Consider the following 14,891-nt stretch of genomic DNA (forward strand, 5'->3'; position numbering starts at 1 on the left):
ATTTATTCTTCTAAAGGCTTTATTTCTGATAGGGCAAATCTTTCTGAACTGTTTGGGCTCCACCCCGTCCATTTGTCATTTTTAAAAAGATAATTTCCAGCAACATTGTATATTGGGATTATTGGAAAATCTTTTTCAATAATTATTTCTTCGGCCTTTTTTAATATTTCTAATCTGATTTTTTCATCTGCTTCAAGTTCAGATTTGCTTATCAATTCGTCAAATTCTGGATTTGAATATCCGTAAGATGAAAGATGTGCGTTTTTAGTTTCAAAGATGTTAAAGAATGTCATGGGATCTAAATAATCTCCTTTCCAGGACCTTACTGAGATCTCATACTGTCCTTTTAAACTATTTGATACGTGATTTTTCCATGTTTCAGGCTCAATTTCCACATCAATATTTAAAACTTTTTTCCATTGGCTTTGAATAAAATTGGCAACTTCCCTTTCAAGCTCATTTTTATTGTATTTTATTGTAATAGTTGGAAATCTTTTCCCATCTGCATACCCAGCTTCAGCTAAAAGTTTTTCTGCTTTTCTTGGGTTGTAAAGCTTTAACTTTTTTCCATAATTGTAGCTGTTAAAGTTAGGGCTTACTTTGCGTGTTGCTTTAAAGTTGTTGTCAAGCACTCTGTAGACCAATGTTTCTCTGTCAATTGCAAGAGATAATGCTTCTCTTACTTTAACATTATCAAGGGGTTTGACTTTTGTGTTTAATGAAAAAAATCCAATTTGGTTAATGTCGTATGAATAAAAATCTTCTCTTAAGATAAGCTCATTAATAAGTTTTAAGGGAATGCTGTTAAAAATAGCATCTATTTCGTTGTGTTCGTACATGCTGTAAATTTTACTTGCATCGTTTATTGTAACAAATGTAAGCTCATTAATAACAACGTTTTTAGCATCATAAAATTTTTTATTCTTTTCAAGAGTTATTTCTTCGTTTAAAACTCTTCTTTTTAATTTGAAAGGCCCGCTTGTAACCATATTGTCTTCTTTTGTCCACTGATTACCAAACTTTTCAACGATGTGGTTAGGAATAGGCATAAATACTGGGTTTGTAAGCATATCAAGAAAATATATTGCTGGTCTTGAAAGGGTTATTTCTAAAGTTTTCTCGTCAATAACTTTTATTCCAACTTCATCTTCATTTAATTTTGTTTCATGGAATTCTTTTGCATTTTTTATTGTTGACGTTAATAGGTTAATATTGGGCACTTCCTCACTATTTGCTAAGGCGTTGATGTATGAATTGCGGATAGTATTTGCAGTTATTTTAATACCATCGCTCCAATAAATGTCATCTCTTAGATGAAATGTATAGCAAGTGTTGTCGTAAGAAATATCCCAATTTTTTGCAAGCCCCGGTCTGTACCCACCTGTTTTTGGATCACCCTTTAAAAGTCCTACAAATAGCTCACTTATAATTAAGTTGCCAAATCTATCACTACAAAGTTGTGGGTCAAGTGATGTTGGTTCGTTTCCAATTCCAACCCCAAAGACAAGATCATCTTTTTCTTTTGAAATTGTGCACGAGATTACAACTGCAATTAATAATGATACAAGTGACATATTTTTCATTATCATACTATATTTTTCCTCTCTTTAGTTCGTAATAATTTATTTTATAGCAAATTATATTGCAATATAATTTTTAAAAACACATTTTATACTTTTGTTAAATTCCCCAAAAGACCAATTGAATTCTTAATTCAAATGCGATTGAAGCTGAAAAGCACAAGCAGAAAATACCTTTTATTTAAACAAATACATTTTCAAGATTTGTTTTAGAGCATGAAAAGTGTTAATAAAAGCATAATCAAAACAGTAAAAAGTTTTAATGCTTACTATTAGCTTTAAAACTACAAATAAAGCCCTTAGGGCTTTATTTGTAGTTTTAAAGAAGTTTTCAATGAATTGTTGATTTATAACAATAAACAAAGTATATCTCCCTCTTTATTTTTTTCAAATAAAATTTTCAATCTTTCTTTTTGGGATTGTTTGGGGGGAAATGAAAAGTTAATCTTTAAATTTGCTTATTGTTTTAGAATATAAAGATTGTTTTTTTAAAATTTCTTGAGAATGCTAAAAAATGAACTATAATTACGACTTATTTTAGGGGAGGTTTTAATGCAAAGGATAAGTATTTTATCGATACTATTATTAGTATTTTCTTGTAAGCAATTTGGCGCTGTTAAGTCATTCACAGAAATTGATTCTGGCTTTGGAGATGATGATTCTCTTGTTGTTAGTGATGGTTTAGCTAAAAGTACTAATGATGATGTTACCCAAGTGCCTACTTTAACATCACAAGAAGCTGAAATGTTAGGGGCTTTAAAAAGCTTCTTAAAAGATGCAATGGAAGTTAATGGTAAAGAAGAAAATTTGAAAGCGGAGTATGATAAATCTTATAAAGAATTTTTCGATTGGCTTTCTAAGGATGTTAACAAACAGAAAGAATTTGTGAATTCTTTTAATAATATTTGTGAGATTGTCACTAGGGCAGTAGATGCATGTAAAAAAAGATCTCATGAGCAGCAATCTTTAGGTCTTAATGAATATGTTTGCTATAAAATTAAAAAGAGCAAAGGTGAGGCTTTAAGTTTATTTTTCCAAAAGGTAGCCGATGCATTTGGTACTGAAGAGTACAAAAATAAGAATGAAGAGAGTCAAAAACCTGAGAAATGCAATCAAGAGATTTTCAAAGTGATTAAAAGATTGTTTACTGAAAGTGAGAGTAATAAAGAACTAGAAAACTTAAAAAATTTTGGGAAGGTTTAAACCTTTGTTTTGATTTTAAAAGACAGGTTCCAATTGGTGCTTGTCTTTAAATATTTTTTAAACTGCTTTTAAAGCATTTTTGTAAGTATTATATAATTTATATTGTTTTAGACTATGAGTGATAATGCCAACTTAAAGAGTAATTTTCAAGATTTTAAACTTAATGATACTGGGATTGCCAAAAAGTTGGCAGCTCAAGTTATTGATTCTTCTTTAAGAGTAGAGACTGATTTTAATAAAGTTTTAAATACAATAAATTTGCAGGATGCTTATTCAAAGATCAATAAGTCAAAATTTAGACTTGTTTCTACTATTAAGCTAGCCAGAAAACTAAACAATCATTTACTCTTAGAGATTGATAAAATTCCTCTTGATTTTGAGATTCCCATAACACTAAATATTGCTGACAAGATTTTAAAACTATTTTATTGGGTAGTAATCAATTTTGATTCTCATACAATAAATGAGATTGAATTGTTAGGTTTAAAAGAAGCTGATCTTTTATATGAAGAGGAAGAAGGAATGAAATCGGCTGAGGAAGAAATTAATAGTATTAAAGATCTCCAGCAAAGAGAGTCTTTTTGCAATCTACTTCTAATCATTAAATCTACATTTCAAGCAGACAAGGCCTTAATAAAAGCAATTCGAGCATCTCTTTTAGCATCATCTTTTGTAGCTCAACGAAGAATAGAAGGCAAGCAAGTTTTATTTTTGTATATTTAGGTTATTTTAATTTGATTTTCAAATGAAGCTAAATATTAAAAGGTAGAGAACAGCTCTCTACCTTTTTAATATTTATTGGGATTGGGTAAAGTATTAATTTAATCTTCTTTTTAATCTAATTATTATAATTTCTATATTTTAACAGTGCGCGTAACAGTAAGTAGAATATTTTGTAGATTTTACTTAATATCCTTAAATTAATATTAGCATAAATATTATAAAACTTATTGGTTTTTTTTATAAAATTTTAAATGAATTTTAATATTTAAGTTTAATATATTAATATCAATTAATATTTAATATTAATTGATATTAATTTGCATAAAAAACTGTTTTTGATATAATAATGTATTATGATATTTAAAAAAATGATTAATGAATTTAAAATGGAAATAAAAAACAAAGAATCCAAAATTAATCCTTTTGATGTTTACCGGTATTCAATTTTTTTTAGGAATTATATATATAGCACAGCTGAAGATGCACTTAAGAATGGAATTAATTTAAGTTTACTTGAAACTTCTTGCTTAAAAGAAGGCAGAGAGTCTCTTTTAAATTTAAAGGTAGAATTAAAAGAAGCTCTTTTTGAAGCAATGGTAAGTTATAGGTTTAATGGAGCAGGCTATATTTTGGTAAAACCCAAAGGTGAGGATGAAGATTTAAGTAAAAAAGTTAACAGTGAATTACCTACAGGTTTTAAATATTTAGATTTTCAAAGAATTCTTAACAGAAGAGAATCTAAGTATATAGAGTATCTCTTTAGTTACGAAGATTTAGATGGCGCAGAAGAAAAAGCAAGGATTGTAAAAATAGACAAAAGTAGAGTAATAATTTATGAAAATTATGATTATGTTTTAGGCTCTTATGAGCCTGCTTATACTCAAAGCTTGTTGCTTAATATTTGTCTTTTAGAACAAATTTATTTAGAGATTGAAAAAAGAATAAGAAATTATAACTTTTTGTTTTACAAAGATGAACATTTAGTAGGACTTGTTGAATCTTTAGAACTTGCAAAAGAAGAAGTTAGTGTTTTGGCAAATAATAAAGGTGGAATATTTTCTGCTTTTTTTAAAGGTCAAGAGCCAAACAAAAGCTTGTCAGCATTAAGTAGTGTTTCTGATCAGCTTAACAGAGAGCTTAGTAAGATTAAAAACAGTCTAAACAATGATGGAATTTTTTATACAGCATCAGAGAATGCGCGCCTAGAAGTAATAAAATATGACTTAGAGTTTTTAAAAGACACATTTGAGCTTGTTAAAGCAAAAATTGGTGCTGATACCAAAGAGCCTCTTACTAGAAGTTTTAATGAGCAAGTCAAGGGGCTTGGTAGTAGTGGTAAGGGAGATAAGAGTAATTATTACGATTATTTAAAAGGCGTACAAGAGTCTGTTGCTAATGCATGTAATCTTAAGCTTAACAAATATTACAGATTAAATATGAAATTTAATGAGCTTGAGATTTTAAGTTATGAGCAAAGACTTGAGAGGGACAATTTACTTCTTGATGTTTACTTTAAATATTTAGAGTTAATTAAAAATGAAAATCTAAGTGACAAAGCAAAGGAAAATTTAAAAGAACAATTAAGTTTAGTTATTTAAAAGGAGTAATTATGGAGAAAGCAGTTTCTAGCGTAGATTACAAAAGTAAAAGTAGCCAGGAAGATTTAAAAAATCTAAGTACAAACAGTAATGTTTTAAGCGATGACCTGATTCAAGAGTTTCTAGAATATAAAAATCTTAAAAGTGCTAGCAATAATTCAATAGGTAGTTTTTCTCACAAAGATCTAAGAGAATCTGTTGAGATAAATAAACTTGCAAATGATAATTTGAGTTTTGAATATAATACAGAAAATCTTTTAGCAAAAGGGTATTCTTTTAAGGATATTGTAAAAGGTCAAGCTGAAGAGCTTATTAGAAAGTATGTAAATTCAACCCAAATTGTAGCAATAGCTGGTACTAACAACCTTGATGAGATTAATTCAGATTCTCGTGCTATACTAATAAGGGTTGCAAAGACTAACATTAATCAGAATAAAAATGCAGAAAATTCATACAAAATAATAAATTTTCAAAGAATACAAGCAAGCCAAGCAAACAATTTAAGAAACAAAAACGCTTTTTTTAACACATACCAAGATTTAAGAAAAGCAATGCTTAATCAATGGGAAGAGCTTAAGCGTGAATTTTATTGTAATAAAAAAGTATTAGCTTGAATTTGTGTAATTTAAGCTAATAATAAAAAAATTTAAAAAAGGAGATATTTATTAATGAGTGATTCAATTGATTTTCAAAAAGAGATAGAAAAACTAAAGGCTTCAAAAATAGAACTTGAGAGTCAGCTTGAAAGTTTAAAAAAAAATCAAGCTCAAAAAATTGTTTTAGACAAATTGCAAAGTGTTAACTCCAGCAGTTACCCCGTGTTTGAAAACAGTTTTAAATTTGGAGATGAGGGGTTTTATTTTTCTCAAAAAGGCGGGCTTAAAAGCTCTTCTGCTGATAAGTTTGAAAATTATCAAGCTCAAGATTTTTGCTACAAATGCGGGGTCAAGCTTGTTATTAACGGTTCAAATTTACAAATAGCAAGAGGCGGCGGGAGAGATCTTTATGGGATTTGTGTTGACTTTGATGATTTTTCAAAGACCGGCACAGTTGTTCCAATCACATGTAGTTTTGAATGTGTTTTGATTGCTAAAGACAAAACAATCAAAGCAGAAGATAAATTAATAATAAACAGCGAAGGGTTTTTAGAAAAAGCCAGTAACAATGCAACAGTTATTCACGCTTTAGCATTGGGATCTGCTGAGGAATTTAAAGACAAAAAAGATGTTTATGGAGTTCGAGTTCTTTTTTTAGTCAAGCAAATAAAAGATGCAATTTAAAGTAGGAGAATTTAAAATGGATGAGAGTATCTTAAATAATGACGAATATGTAAACACGGTAAGAGATGTTTTAGTAGACGAGTGTCCGATTCCGGAATATTATCATTTTTTAGATTCACAGCAAATAGAGAGTAGTAACATTTCTCTTGGAAGCGATAGAATTATTAAGTGGTATTCTAATTTGACAGACATTCCGACATTAAAGGTTAATGATTTTAACACAGTCTCAACAATAAAGTTCCAAAGACAAATAGTAAAGATTAATTATTTGCCTTTTCAGTATGCATTTACATACTACGCTCCGGATGGAAAAGTTAGTGTAGAGGCAAGTACAAATATTAATATGAGGGAAGGATTGCTAGGAGCAATAATTGAAATACAAAAGTTAATGAGTGCCCACTATTTAAAAGGTGGCCTTGCACTTTCAAAAGGTAGTAAAAGAACTCTTCTTGTTGATGAGTCTAACAATGAGACTATGTACGGACTTTTGAATCTCCCAAACCAAATAGATAAAACAATTAAACATACAAACATATTGGATCAAATAAAATCAATAAATGATGATCTTGGAAAGATTAATTTAGAAGATGAACGAAGAGTGCCTTTTAAAATACTTACAACTAGTAAGATCAAAGGACGCTTACTTGAGAGATTCCCAAATAATAATTATTCATACAAAGACATGCTTTTTGATTTTATAAGCGCAATCAATAATGATGCTAATATTGAGCTTGAGACTACAAATTTATTAGATGATGAAATTTTAATATATCCAAGAAGTAGTAAACTCTTGCTTTTAAGGGATGGTCATCAACCAATATTAAATTCATATACAGAAGTGTCAAGTAGCAATTTTAGAACAAGTTTTCTTGACTTTTCTATTGGGACAATTTTGGCAACAAAAAATTCAATCCTTAGAATAAAATTGAGCTAAAAAATGAACGAAAGCAAAATAGATAATGATCAGTTTCTAAGCTTAACAAAATTAAAAACTTTAGACGGGGATGATCTAGAATTTTCTTTAAAAACAGTGTATGAGCAAATACTTAAGCTTTTAATGCTTGATTTTAAAGATTTTAGCGCTAAAGAATTTTCTTTGTATTTAAAATTACTTGAAAATATTTTAATTTTTAAGAGAATAAGGGTTAAAAGTTTAAATGATTCAACAATGTTTGTTTTGATTTATTATTTTGTTGGTTGTGAGTTAAAAAAACGAAACAGATTGAAAGGTTTTAATTTAAATCTAATTAAGTCTGAAAAATTCAAAGAGATATCATTAGAATATTTTCCTACAACACTTAGCAGTAGCAGCGGTTGTGGGGGAGATTTTTGTAAATGTTTAGATAATTTAATAGAAGAGTTAAGAGTAAAAGACTCTTTAATAGGTGTAGCTAAATGAAATCTTTAGAAATGATTAATACAAGGTTAAGCAATATTATAAGCATGTATTCACAAGATCTTTTTTTCTGTAAATTTAAAGCAATCAAAGATCCAATTAATGCGTCTTATGAGATGAGATTTAAAAGTTCTGATTCTGTTGTTTTTAAAGGAATGTTTTTACTAATAAGCCCAGAAGAAGTAGTGGAGATTGAAGGAGTAAATATTTTTGATAAAAATATTTACGCTAAGGTGTATACTCTTGAGAATTGTGAATTTGAGTACGGAGATTTGGTTAAGGTGCAGGAGGATTTTTATTCGATTTTAGGTGTTCAAAAGAGCTACGAAGAAGGTTTAAGTTACAATACGCTAATTTTAAGGAGTTCTTGTTGAGTATAAAAATTGAATTTAAAGAGGGTTGTTCTTTTAATGCAGAAAATAACATTAAAATCAAATCAGAAGAATTTGAGAGAGAGATTACTTTTAAGTTGGCAAGAATAGCTTACAAAGAGTTTTATTCTAATATTTTTTCAAATAAAGGAATAAAAATAGCTTTTAGAAAATCTATTCAAAAAGGGCTTGTTGAAATAAAGGATCAGTTTAGAGTTTTTTGTAAAAATTATCTGCTTAGCAGGCAAATAGATCTTGAGCCAAAAAAAGCTTTTAAGGCTAGAAAGTTTAAAAATTTGATTAACAATGTTGAAAAACTAAATCTTTTAAGAACAAAAGGACAATCATGATTTTAGGACTAACTGAATCTGTACAGTTTTTAATAAAAATACTTACGGCATTTAAAGAATATTTAAATCTTAAAGGAATAGAATTAGAAATTTTAAACACCTACAATCACCCTTATTTAGAAAAATTTGCTACAAATGTTAACAATTTAATTGTACTAAAAAGCGAGTCTTTTGAAGGGCTTACTCCGAGAAATCTAAATGGCAGTAGTTTTTGTAGCTCATCTAATGAGTTTAGATTGAGGTTTTCGCTTTATTTTTTGAGTTTCACCTTATTAAAAGCTTGCCAGGATTCTTATAATAGTATGTACAAAGTGTATGAACATTTTTTGGAATTTTTACATGAGAATAGATTTAGGTTTGAGTTTAAAAAAGAGCTTGAAAATGGTTCTTATTTGCTTTTGACTTATTATTTGTGTTCTATTAGCAATTTAAATAATGATGGACTACTTGGTGTTTCAAATAGGCACAGTAACATGTGTTTTAGTTCTAATCAGATTTTTGTTGCGAACATACAAGTTTTAAAGCAAGAAGACTAAATATTTAAAAAACAAAAAAATTTAAAAAAAGAAATTTAAAAAAAGGAGGATAAATGCCAAAAGATACAATAGGTGTTAGTTTAGTACAAAACAGACTAGATGCCAATAAAATTAATTATTACAATCCGCTTTTAATTTACAAAAGCAGTGTTTTAGCAAGTAAATACCTGGCATTAAGTGTTACAAATTTTGAAGAAGCACTTAAAAAACTTGAGATACAAAAGGTCTATGAATCTGATTCTTCTAAGAAGAAAATGGTAGAGGGTGAGATTAGTAATTTGCAAAAATCAATGGAGGATTTTTTTGGGCAAGACGGGCTTCGGTCTGTTGATTTTTATGTTTACAATCAGATTAAAGAGATTAAAGATTTTTTAAAATCTAATTTACATCCGTTTATAGTTTTTGTAAATCAATCAGTAGGTTCTATTAGTAGCGATTTTGAAGCTATTAGAAAAGCTCATAATTTTATTATTTTTGCTTCTAAAGACAACAGTTTGCCAAGCTTTTTAAAAGATAAAGACAAAGCTGAGCTTAAAAACATTATTGCTGTTTACAGTGACAATGAAAATTTGCATCTTAAATTTGCAGCAATGTATTTGCATCAAGCAAGTATTTTCCATGCTGTTAATCCTTATGGGATGATTTTAAATTCTACTCCTATTTATGATGATTCTTTGATTGATTCTCTGAGAAAGTCCAATATTAATTTTTATTCTCTTTTAAATGAAACTGGTAATGACGGCATTTTAGCTTTTAAAGAAGGGGTTTGTCTTTCAGGCAATCCAATTGATGAGGCTTTTACGCTTTATTATATTAGAAATGAAGCAATTAAAGAGCTTATTAGAATTTGGAATAAAAACAATAGAGCCAACAGCAAGCTTAATGCTTTAAACTTAGACTGTAATTTACCAAACGAGTACACAGCGGGGCTTGAATGTTTTTTCCATGAGCTTAAACAGAGAGGACTTATTGTTTTTTACAAACAGGTTAGACTTAAGATTAACTCTTCTGAAGGCTTAAATTTAAGCTTAGAGGTTGCACTAAAATATAATGACAGTTTCAATAGCGTTAATTTAGTAATCACCACACAAGAGATAAATGAATATTTAAGGAGAGCATCATAATGAGAGAATATTATTCATTAGATTTAATATTTTTTAGTTTTAATGACAGTTTAATAGATAGGGGTACTATTGAGTACAGTACAGAGCCTAATGTAATGGCTAAGGCAAGCACAGAAGACAGAAATTTTCCAATTCCAAGTTTTAGAGATCCAAGAACTGTTGTACATATTTTTGATTTGGAAGTAAGTAAGGGGTCTTTTGATTACAAACTCTTGACAAAGCTTAGTAATGAGCAATTTTATTCAAATGTTCCAAAAGCTCAAAAGTTAAAAAGATTGGTGTTTAACGATCAAATGGGATTGAAAATTATTTCAAATAGTGCATTTTTTGCAGAAATTCCAACTCGAAAATATTCATCTGAGAATGATACAGTTAAGTTTACAATTCACGCAATCAATTGTGATGTTGAGAAAGCAAGTTGATCAAACAATAGAAACGCTTTAATTGTTAAAGGATAAGAATTTAAAATGAGATATAAGTTAAAAATATTAACCAGAGATAAAACACATACATACATTCTAAAAGATATTCCCATGTACGAGTGGGACAATGTTTTGGGATTTGATGTTGAAAGAGATGAGCTGATTAGCAAACTTAACGATTTGCAAACATTAAAAGAAATAACCAAATTGATGATATCAAGAGGGTTTTTAGATGAATTTTATGAAATCTTAAACAAAGAGAGAAGATATTCTGAGCTTTATAAGTACGCTTTTCCCACAATTCTTTTTTCAGTTCAGTATTCACTTTTTGAAACAGTGGAAGGTTTTAAACAGCCTGGTTTGGTTTACATTGAAAGTTTCCAAGATCAAAACGGTGATTATATTAAGTATGATTACATTGACGGGCGCTGGAGATATGATTTTTTAATTTCAAGTAGGAAGTCTTTAGATTTAAATCAAGAAGATTCTTCTAAGCTTGATCTTGATTCTTTAGTGCAAGAAGGTGTTAATGAATAAGTCAGAGATTGCAAATAATTATTTTAAATACATAGACTATTTGACAAGAGAAGCTAATAAGTATTATTTTCCTATTGTAATGGGCATTTGTACATACAAAGATGTTAAGAAAATGAGCTACAAAGAACTTGTAGAGGTTAACCGAGTAGCTAATCTAAAGCTTAACAAGGAAATGTACGAACGATTTTTGTCCTTTAGCGTGCTTTAAAGGTTTTTATGTACGAAGAAAATAATAATGAAGATAAATTCACAATTACATTAGAAGGTGTGCTTGATAAAAAGTCCACTGAGATTAATTTGAAAAAAGATCTTTTAAGTTTAAAAAAAGAAAATTTTTTAAATGGCATTAGTTTGAGTCCAAAAAGTAGTAAAGATTTTTTATCTTTAAGTCTTGAGAGACTTGAAAGTTTTGAGAGACTTAAAAAAGATAATCTTCAAAAATCAATAAGCTTTAAATCTTTGAATGTTCCAAGTAAAAGTAATCCTTTTAAGGGGTTCTTTGAAGTAGATTCTCAAAAAAATAATCTAGAGAGCGTTTTAAAAGACTTAAATTCAAAAGACAAAAGCAGTTTAAATCTCAAACATTCGGCTATTCAGAAAAACAATCTTAGTTCTTATTTCAAGCCTAAAGTAGACAAATTAGCTTTAAAAGCTAGCAAGCAATACTCGTATTTTAAAAATGAAAATATTAAAAATACTTTTAAGCAAAATTTTATTAGCGATTCTGCTAAAGATCAAACTAATCCGACATTAAAAGATTTTAGATTAAATCCCAATTTTGGTAAGATTCAGTTTAGCTTTGCTGAGAGTGATTTGCAAGAATCATTGGGTTTAAAAAGCAAAAATAATCAGAGTATTTTGGAAAATCCAATTTCTTTTAGAGATTTTTCAAAAGACTCAGCATTAGTTGATTTTTTTAATATTAAAAGCTATTTTGATGGCTTGAAATTATCTTTAAAAGAAAAAGAATTTCAAAATTTAAAAGACAAAAAGATTCCTCAACTAAGCCTTGAGAATTTTATTTACAAAGACAATCAAAAAGAGAGTGCAAATAAAATATTAAAAAGGCAAAGATCTTTTGAAACAGAGTTTCAGAGAAATGATTTCTTAAGAAAACTTTATGTTCTTCAAAGTTCTCAAAATTCAAATGTGAATGATCTTTCTTTTATGGTTGAGCTTGCACAGAGATTGAAAGACGAAGGTCATGCAAAAAACGATACAAAAGTCGTTAGTCTAATAAGCGATTTGTTTAACAATCAAAATAATTTAGAAAAGGTTTTAAGCTTTGACAATCCAACAATTTCTTTAAAGAATTTAAGCGGTGAACCTGAGGTTTTAAGTAGTAATAAAATGCTAAACAGTACTTCTGAGTTAAGATTAGACCCACTTTTAGAAAAAACCGTAGAACTTTTAGAATGGGCTAAAAATTACGATTTTACTAATAGCGTATTAGAGCCTTTGAGGAATACTTTTTCAAATCTTGGTAATCTGTTGGGACAGGCATTTGAAAGCTTGCCTTTGGTTGAGTACATAACGAATGTATTAAGAGATGGTAGTGGATTTAGTTCAAGAGGAATTGATGATGATTCAAGAATGCCTTAGTAAATTTAAAAGAGGTTTTAATGATTAAAGAGCAAGCTACTAAATTAATAAAAGATGTTATAAATCAAATCTCAAGCTTAGTAAGCATTTCTAATTTTGTTTTACTTTTCCCAAGGCTTGATTTTAAAGGGCTTGGGTACATTCCTCAATTATTTTTTATTTTTGTAAAGCATGATCTAATAGAGGAAAATCTCTCAAGCGTAAGCTCAGACCGCGCAGTAATTGATTTTACGAGTACAAAAAGTGAATATGTAAACTTTAATATTACTCCAAGGCCTGAGATTGTAACAATTAATAAAGGGGTTTTGTCGTCTATTTATGATAAAACTTTAATAAGAGCGCTAAAAGCAACTCCTTTTATGAACAGTGCTTTAGAATTTAATAGTAATTTTATAAAAATGCAATTTAGGCAAAGGTTTAACTCAGGAGTTTATTATAGTATGTACAGTCCATCAGTAGGATTTCACGAGGTGGTGAGTATTAATTCATTAAAGCTTAAAGATACAGTTTATTTAGAAGAAGTAGAAGTTAGTTTGCAAGTAAAAATTTGTAAAACGTTTAATATTTTAACCTATAAAGGTTAAAATATTAAACAAGCACAACTAAATATTAGGAGAATATTAATGGGGCAATTTAAGCTTATTTTGATATTTGTTTTATTTATTGTTTCAACAACATATTCAAATGTTGCAAGACCATTTAATTTAAAAAAATGGAATTTTAAGAAAGATATAGATTTGGCTTATGTATTAATGTATGATCTTGATAATGGGATTTTAATCAAGTCTCAAGACAGAGCTGGCGAGATTAAAAGCCAAGAAGTGCTTGCTAAGCTTAATAAGTTAAATGCTTATTCTAAAAGTTTGCAGCAAATAATAAAAAAAAGACTTGTTAGGAGTAGATTTCAAAAAGAGGTGCAATCCCCATTATTAAAAATTATTAGAAAGTATAAATTTTTAACAAGAAATTACAAAAATAAACGTTTGATTGAAAATCCGGAATATACAAAGCTTATTGTAGAAAAGAGTATTCAAAAGGCTTTGTTTCTAGAAAATTACTTTAAATTTAAGCTTAAGAATTTAAAACCTTTGAGAAAGCTTGAAAGAATGGATTCTAATCAGAGTAGCTTGAAGAGGTCTTTAAAAGATAGTATCAATGGTCTTGTTAGGTCAAAATTTTCAAACTCAAAACCTTCAAAAAGATTATACGGTTTGAAAAAATGTAATAAAAGACGAGGTTTAAACAACCAAAAGCTTAATAATTCAGATGATGAGGAATTTCTAGATGAGTTAGACAGTGAAGAACCAGATGAATTAGAGAATGAGCTTTTAGATGAACTAGATAGTGAAGAGCTAGATGAACTAGATAGTGAAGAGCTAGATGAACTAGATAGTGAAGATATTCAAGAAGAAGATGAGTTTTCTTGAGAAGATGAGTTTTATGGTTTTCTTTAAGAGTAATTTAACTAAATTCTTTAAAACTTGAGTATTTTTATTTTAATTTAATTTTAAAGTTTAGCAAGCAGAATAATTTTTATTTGGAGAATATTGATGAGAAAATTAATTTTAATTTCTTTTTTTGTTTTAGGTCTTAATGCGTATTCTTACAATCTCCAAGATGATGAAGAGATTGCGGTTAAGTTTTTGTACGAAGAAGTAAAATTTAGTAGTAATTTAAATGAAAATCATACTACTTCTTCTGTTGAGATTTTAATACAAAATTTAATTGATAAAATAGGATCTGAAAATATTTTAAGCATTGAGCACAATTTAACTTTTAATGGGGTGTCTATAATGGTGACTTATAAAATTAAAAAGAGAAGTTAGTAAAGAAATATTTTGAAATATAAGGCAAATTGGTAGGATCAGTGAGAGAAGTTTTTTTGATTTTTATTTTATTTTTTTATTTATCTTTTAATTTGCATTCTTATATCGTTTTTAACGATACAATCGTTAAGGTTAAAATTTTTAATTTTAACCTTAATCAGCAGAAATCTTTTGAAAAATTAGAAGAAGATTTAAGACTTTTTATTCGAATGGTAGGTTCAAAAAATATTTTGGATATTAATCATAAAATCTTGTTCACAGGAGTAGAAGTTGCAGTAATGGTGATTTACAAATTAAATCAACAAGAGTAAAAGATTAAATTTTGCTTTTAATGTTGAGTTAT

21 protein-coding genes are annotated in these 14,891 nt (G+C 28.4%); 19 read left to right on the forward strand and 2 right to left on the reverse strand.

Annotated features, from left to right (window positions below):
* Positions 1 to 2 precede the first annotated feature (2 nt).
* The gene (locus OY14_04525) at positions 3 to 1,589 is read right to left on the reverse strand and encodes an ABC transporter substrate-binding protein (GenBank protein ID AJA90719.1); all 1,587 of its coding nucleotides are present in this window, start codon (positions 1,587 to 1,589) and stop codon (positions 3 to 5) included.
* A 168-nt stretch (positions 1,590 to 1,757) separates the two neighbouring features.
* The gene (locus OY14_04530; protein AJA90720.1) at positions 1,758 to 1,943 is read right to left on the reverse strand and encodes a hypothetical protein; all 186 of its coding nucleotides are present in this window, start codon (positions 1,941 to 1,943) and stop codon (positions 1,758 to 1,760) included.
* A gap of 189 nt (positions 1,944 to 2,132) precedes the next feature.
* Here OY14_04530 and OY14_04535 point away from each other — a divergent pair, with 189 nt between their 5' ends.
* The 19 genes from OY14_04535 to OY14_04625 all read left to right on the forward strand — a co-directional run bounded on the left by OY14_04535 (position 2,133) and on the right by OY14_04625 (position 14,859).
* The gene (locus OY14_04535; GenBank protein ID AJA90721.1) at positions 2,133 to 2,783 is read left to right on the forward strand and encodes a hypothetical protein; all 651 of its coding nucleotides are present in this window, start codon (positions 2,133 to 2,135) and stop codon (positions 2,781 to 2,783) included.
* A 114-nt stretch (positions 2,784 to 2,897) separates the two neighbouring features.
* Positions 2,898 to 3,506 carry a hypothetical protein gene (locus tag OY14_04540; GenBank protein AJA90722.1) on the forward strand — a complete coding sequence of 203 codons (609 nt, stop codon included), beginning with the start codon at positions 2,898 to 2,900 and terminating at the stop codon, positions 3,504 to 3,506.
* A gap of 368 nt (positions 3,507 to 3,874) precedes the next feature.
* Positions 3,875 to 5,104, forward strand: coding sequence for a phage portal protein (locus OY14_04545; protein AJA90723.1), 1,230 nt, complete (start codon positions 3,875 to 3,877; stop codon positions 5,102 to 5,104).
* A gap of 11 nt (positions 5,105 to 5,115) precedes the next feature.
* Positions 5,116 to 5,718 (forward strand): hypothetical protein, encoded by a 603-nt coding sequence (locus tag OY14_04550; protein ID AJA90724.1) that lies wholly within the window; start codon positions 5,116 to 5,118, stop codon positions 5,716 to 5,718.
* Positions 5,719 to 5,772: 54 nt separating this feature from the next.
* A complete protein-coding gene (locus OY14_04555; protein AJA90725.1) occupies positions 5,773 to 6,384 on the forward strand; it encodes a hypothetical protein in 612 nt (203 codons plus the stop codon).
* Positions 6,385 to 6,400: 16 nt separating this feature from the next.
* Entirely contained in the window at positions 6,401 to 7,318 is a 918-nt protein-coding gene (locus tag OY14_04560) for a hypothetical protein (GenBank protein ID AJA90753.1), read from the forward strand.
* A gap of 3 nt (positions 7,319 to 7,321) precedes the next feature.
* Positions 7,322 to 7,783, forward strand: a complete 462-nt coding sequence (locus tag OY14_04565; protein AJA90726.1) for a hypothetical protein — start codon at positions 7,322 to 7,324, stop codon at positions 7,781 to 7,783.
* Positions 7,780 to 8,154: a hypothetical protein gene (locus OY14_04570; protein ID AJA90727.1), complete on the forward strand. Its 375-nt coding sequence runs from the start codon at positions 7,780 to 7,782 to the stop codon at positions 8,152 to 8,154. The genes OY14_04565 and OY14_04570 overlap by 4 nt, the downstream gene beginning before the upstream one ends.
* Positions 8,151 to 8,501 (forward strand): hypothetical protein, encoded by a 351-nt coding sequence (locus OY14_04575; GenBank protein AJA90728.1) that lies wholly within the window; start codon positions 8,151 to 8,153, stop codon positions 8,499 to 8,501. Before OY14_04570 ends, OY14_04575 begins: the two co-directional genes overlap by 4 nt.
* Positions 8,498 to 9,037, forward strand: a complete 540-nt coding sequence (locus tag OY14_04580; protein AJA90729.1) for a hypothetical protein — start codon at positions 8,498 to 8,500, stop codon at positions 9,035 to 9,037. The genes OY14_04575 and OY14_04580 overlap by 4 nt, the downstream gene beginning before the upstream one ends.
* 53 nt (positions 9,038 to 9,090) lie before the next feature.
* Positions 9,091 to 10,161 (forward strand): hypothetical protein, encoded by a 1,071-nt coding sequence (locus OY14_04585; protein ID AJA90730.1) that lies wholly within the window; start codon positions 9,091 to 9,093, stop codon positions 10,159 to 10,161.
* Entirely contained in the window at positions 10,161 to 10,583 is a 423-nt protein-coding gene (locus OY14_04590) for a hypothetical protein (protein AJA90731.1), read from the forward strand. Before OY14_04585 ends, OY14_04590 begins: the two co-directional genes overlap by 1 nt.
* A 45-nt stretch (positions 10,584 to 10,628) precedes the next feature.
* Complete coding sequence (locus OY14_04595) at positions 10,629 to 11,120, forward strand: hypothetical protein (protein AJA90732.1); 492 nt, start codon at positions 10,629 to 10,631, stop codon at positions 11,118 to 11,120.
* Complete coding sequence (locus tag OY14_04600) at positions 11,113 to 11,328, forward strand: hypothetical protein (protein ID AJA90733.1); 216 nt, start codon at positions 11,113 to 11,115, stop codon at positions 11,326 to 11,328. Before OY14_04595 ends, OY14_04600 begins: the two co-directional genes overlap by 8 nt.
* A gap of 8 nt (positions 11,329 to 11,336) precedes the next feature.
* Positions 11,337 to 12,722 (forward strand): hypothetical protein, encoded by a 1,386-nt coding sequence (locus OY14_04605; protein ID AJA90734.1) that lies wholly within the window; start codon positions 11,337 to 11,339, stop codon positions 12,720 to 12,722.
* A gap of 20 nt (positions 12,723 to 12,742) precedes the next feature.
* Complete coding sequence (locus tag OY14_04610; protein ID AJA90735.1) at positions 12,743 to 13,306, forward strand: hypothetical protein; 564 nt, start codon at positions 12,743 to 12,745, stop codon at positions 13,304 to 13,306.
* 39 nt (positions 13,307 to 13,345) lie between these two features.
* Positions 13,346 to 14,149: a membrane protein gene (locus OY14_04615; protein AJA90736.1), complete on the forward strand. Its 804-nt coding sequence runs from the start codon at positions 13,346 to 13,348 to the stop codon at positions 14,147 to 14,149.
* 123 nt (positions 14,150 to 14,272) lie between these two features.
* On the forward strand, positions 14,273 to 14,548 hold the full coding sequence (locus tag OY14_04620) for a hypothetical protein (GenBank protein AJA90737.1): 276 nt from the start codon (positions 14,273 to 14,275) through the stop codon (positions 14,546 to 14,548).
* 41 nt (positions 14,549 to 14,589) lie between these two features.
* Complete coding sequence (locus OY14_04625) at positions 14,590 to 14,859, forward strand: hypothetical protein (protein AJA90738.1); 270 nt, start codon at positions 14,590 to 14,592, stop codon at positions 14,857 to 14,859.
* Positions 14,860 to 14,891: the final 32 nt, after the last annotated feature.

This window comes from Borreliella chilensis (assembly GCA_000808095.1).
In the GTDB taxonomy this organism is placed as follows: domain Bacteria; phylum Spirochaetota; class Spirochaetia; order Borreliales; family Borreliaceae; genus Borreliella; species Borreliella chilensis.

Excerpts from the sequence above, each read along its gene's own strand:
- OY14_04525 (AJA90719.1), bottom strand. The coding sequence starts at position 1,589 with ATGATAATGAAAAATATGTCACTTGTATCATTATTAATTGCAGTTGTA.
- OY14_04535 (AJA90721.1), top strand. The coding sequence starts at position 2,133 with ATGCAAAGGATAAGTATTTTATCGATACTATTATTAGTATTTTCTTGT.
- OY14_04550 (AJA90724.1), top strand. The coding sequence starts at position 5,116 with ATGGAGAAAGCAGTTTCTAGCGTAGATTACAAAAGTAAAAGTAGCCAG.
- OY14_04570 (AJA90727.1), top strand. The coding sequence starts at position 7,780 with ATGAAATCTTTAGAAATGATTAATACAAGGTTAAGCAATATTATAAGC.
- OY14_04560 (AJA90753.1), top strand. The coding sequence starts at position 6,401 with ATGGATGAGAGTATCTTAAATAATGACGAATATGTAAACACGGTAAGA.
- OY14_04555 (AJA90725.1), top strand. The coding sequence starts at position 5,773 with ATGAGTGATTCAATTGATTTTCAAAAAGAGATAGAAAAACTAAAGGCT.
- OY14_04585 (AJA90730.1), top strand. The coding sequence starts at position 9,091 with ATGCCAAAAGATACAATAGGTGTTAGTTTAGTACAAAACAGACTAGAT.
- OY14_04580 (AJA90729.1), top strand. The coding sequence starts at position 8,498 with ATGATTTTAGGACTAACTGAATCTGTACAGTTTTTAATAAAAATACTT.
- OY14_04595 (AJA90732.1), top strand. The coding sequence starts at position 10,629 with ATGAGATATAAGTTAAAAATATTAACCAGAGATAAAACACATACATAC.
- OY14_04615 (AJA90736.1), top strand. The coding sequence starts at position 13,346 with ATGGGGCAATTTAAGCTTATTTTGATATTTGTTTTATTTATTGTTTCA.
- OY14_04610 (AJA90735.1), top strand. The coding sequence starts at position 12,743 with ATGATTAAAGAGCAAGCTACTAAATTAATAAAAGATGTTATAAATCAA.
- OY14_04545 (AJA90723.1), top strand. The coding sequence starts at position 3,875 with ATGATTAATGAATTTAAAATGGAAATAAAAAACAAAGAATCCAAAATT.
- OY14_04540 (AJA90722.1), top strand. The coding sequence starts at position 2,898 with ATGAGTGATAATGCCAACTTAAAGAGTAATTTTCAAGATTTTAAACTT.
- OY14_04605 (AJA90734.1), top strand. The coding sequence starts at position 11,337 with ATGTACGAAGAAAATAATAATGAAGATAAATTCACAATTACATTAGAA.
- OY14_04600 (AJA90733.1), top strand. The coding sequence starts at position 11,113 with ATGAATAAGTCAGAGATTGCAAATAATTATTTTAAATACATAGACTAT.
- OY14_04620 (AJA90737.1), top strand. The coding sequence starts at position 14,273 with ATGAGAAAATTAATTTTAATTTCTTTTTTTGTTTTAGGTCTTAATGCG.
- OY14_04590 (AJA90731.1), top strand. The coding sequence starts at position 10,161 with ATGAGAGAATATTATTCATTAGATTTAATATTTTTTAGTTTTAATGAC.
- OY14_04565 (AJA90726.1), top strand. The coding sequence starts at position 7,322 with ATGAACGAAAGCAAAATAGATAATGATCAGTTTCTAAGCTTAACAAAA.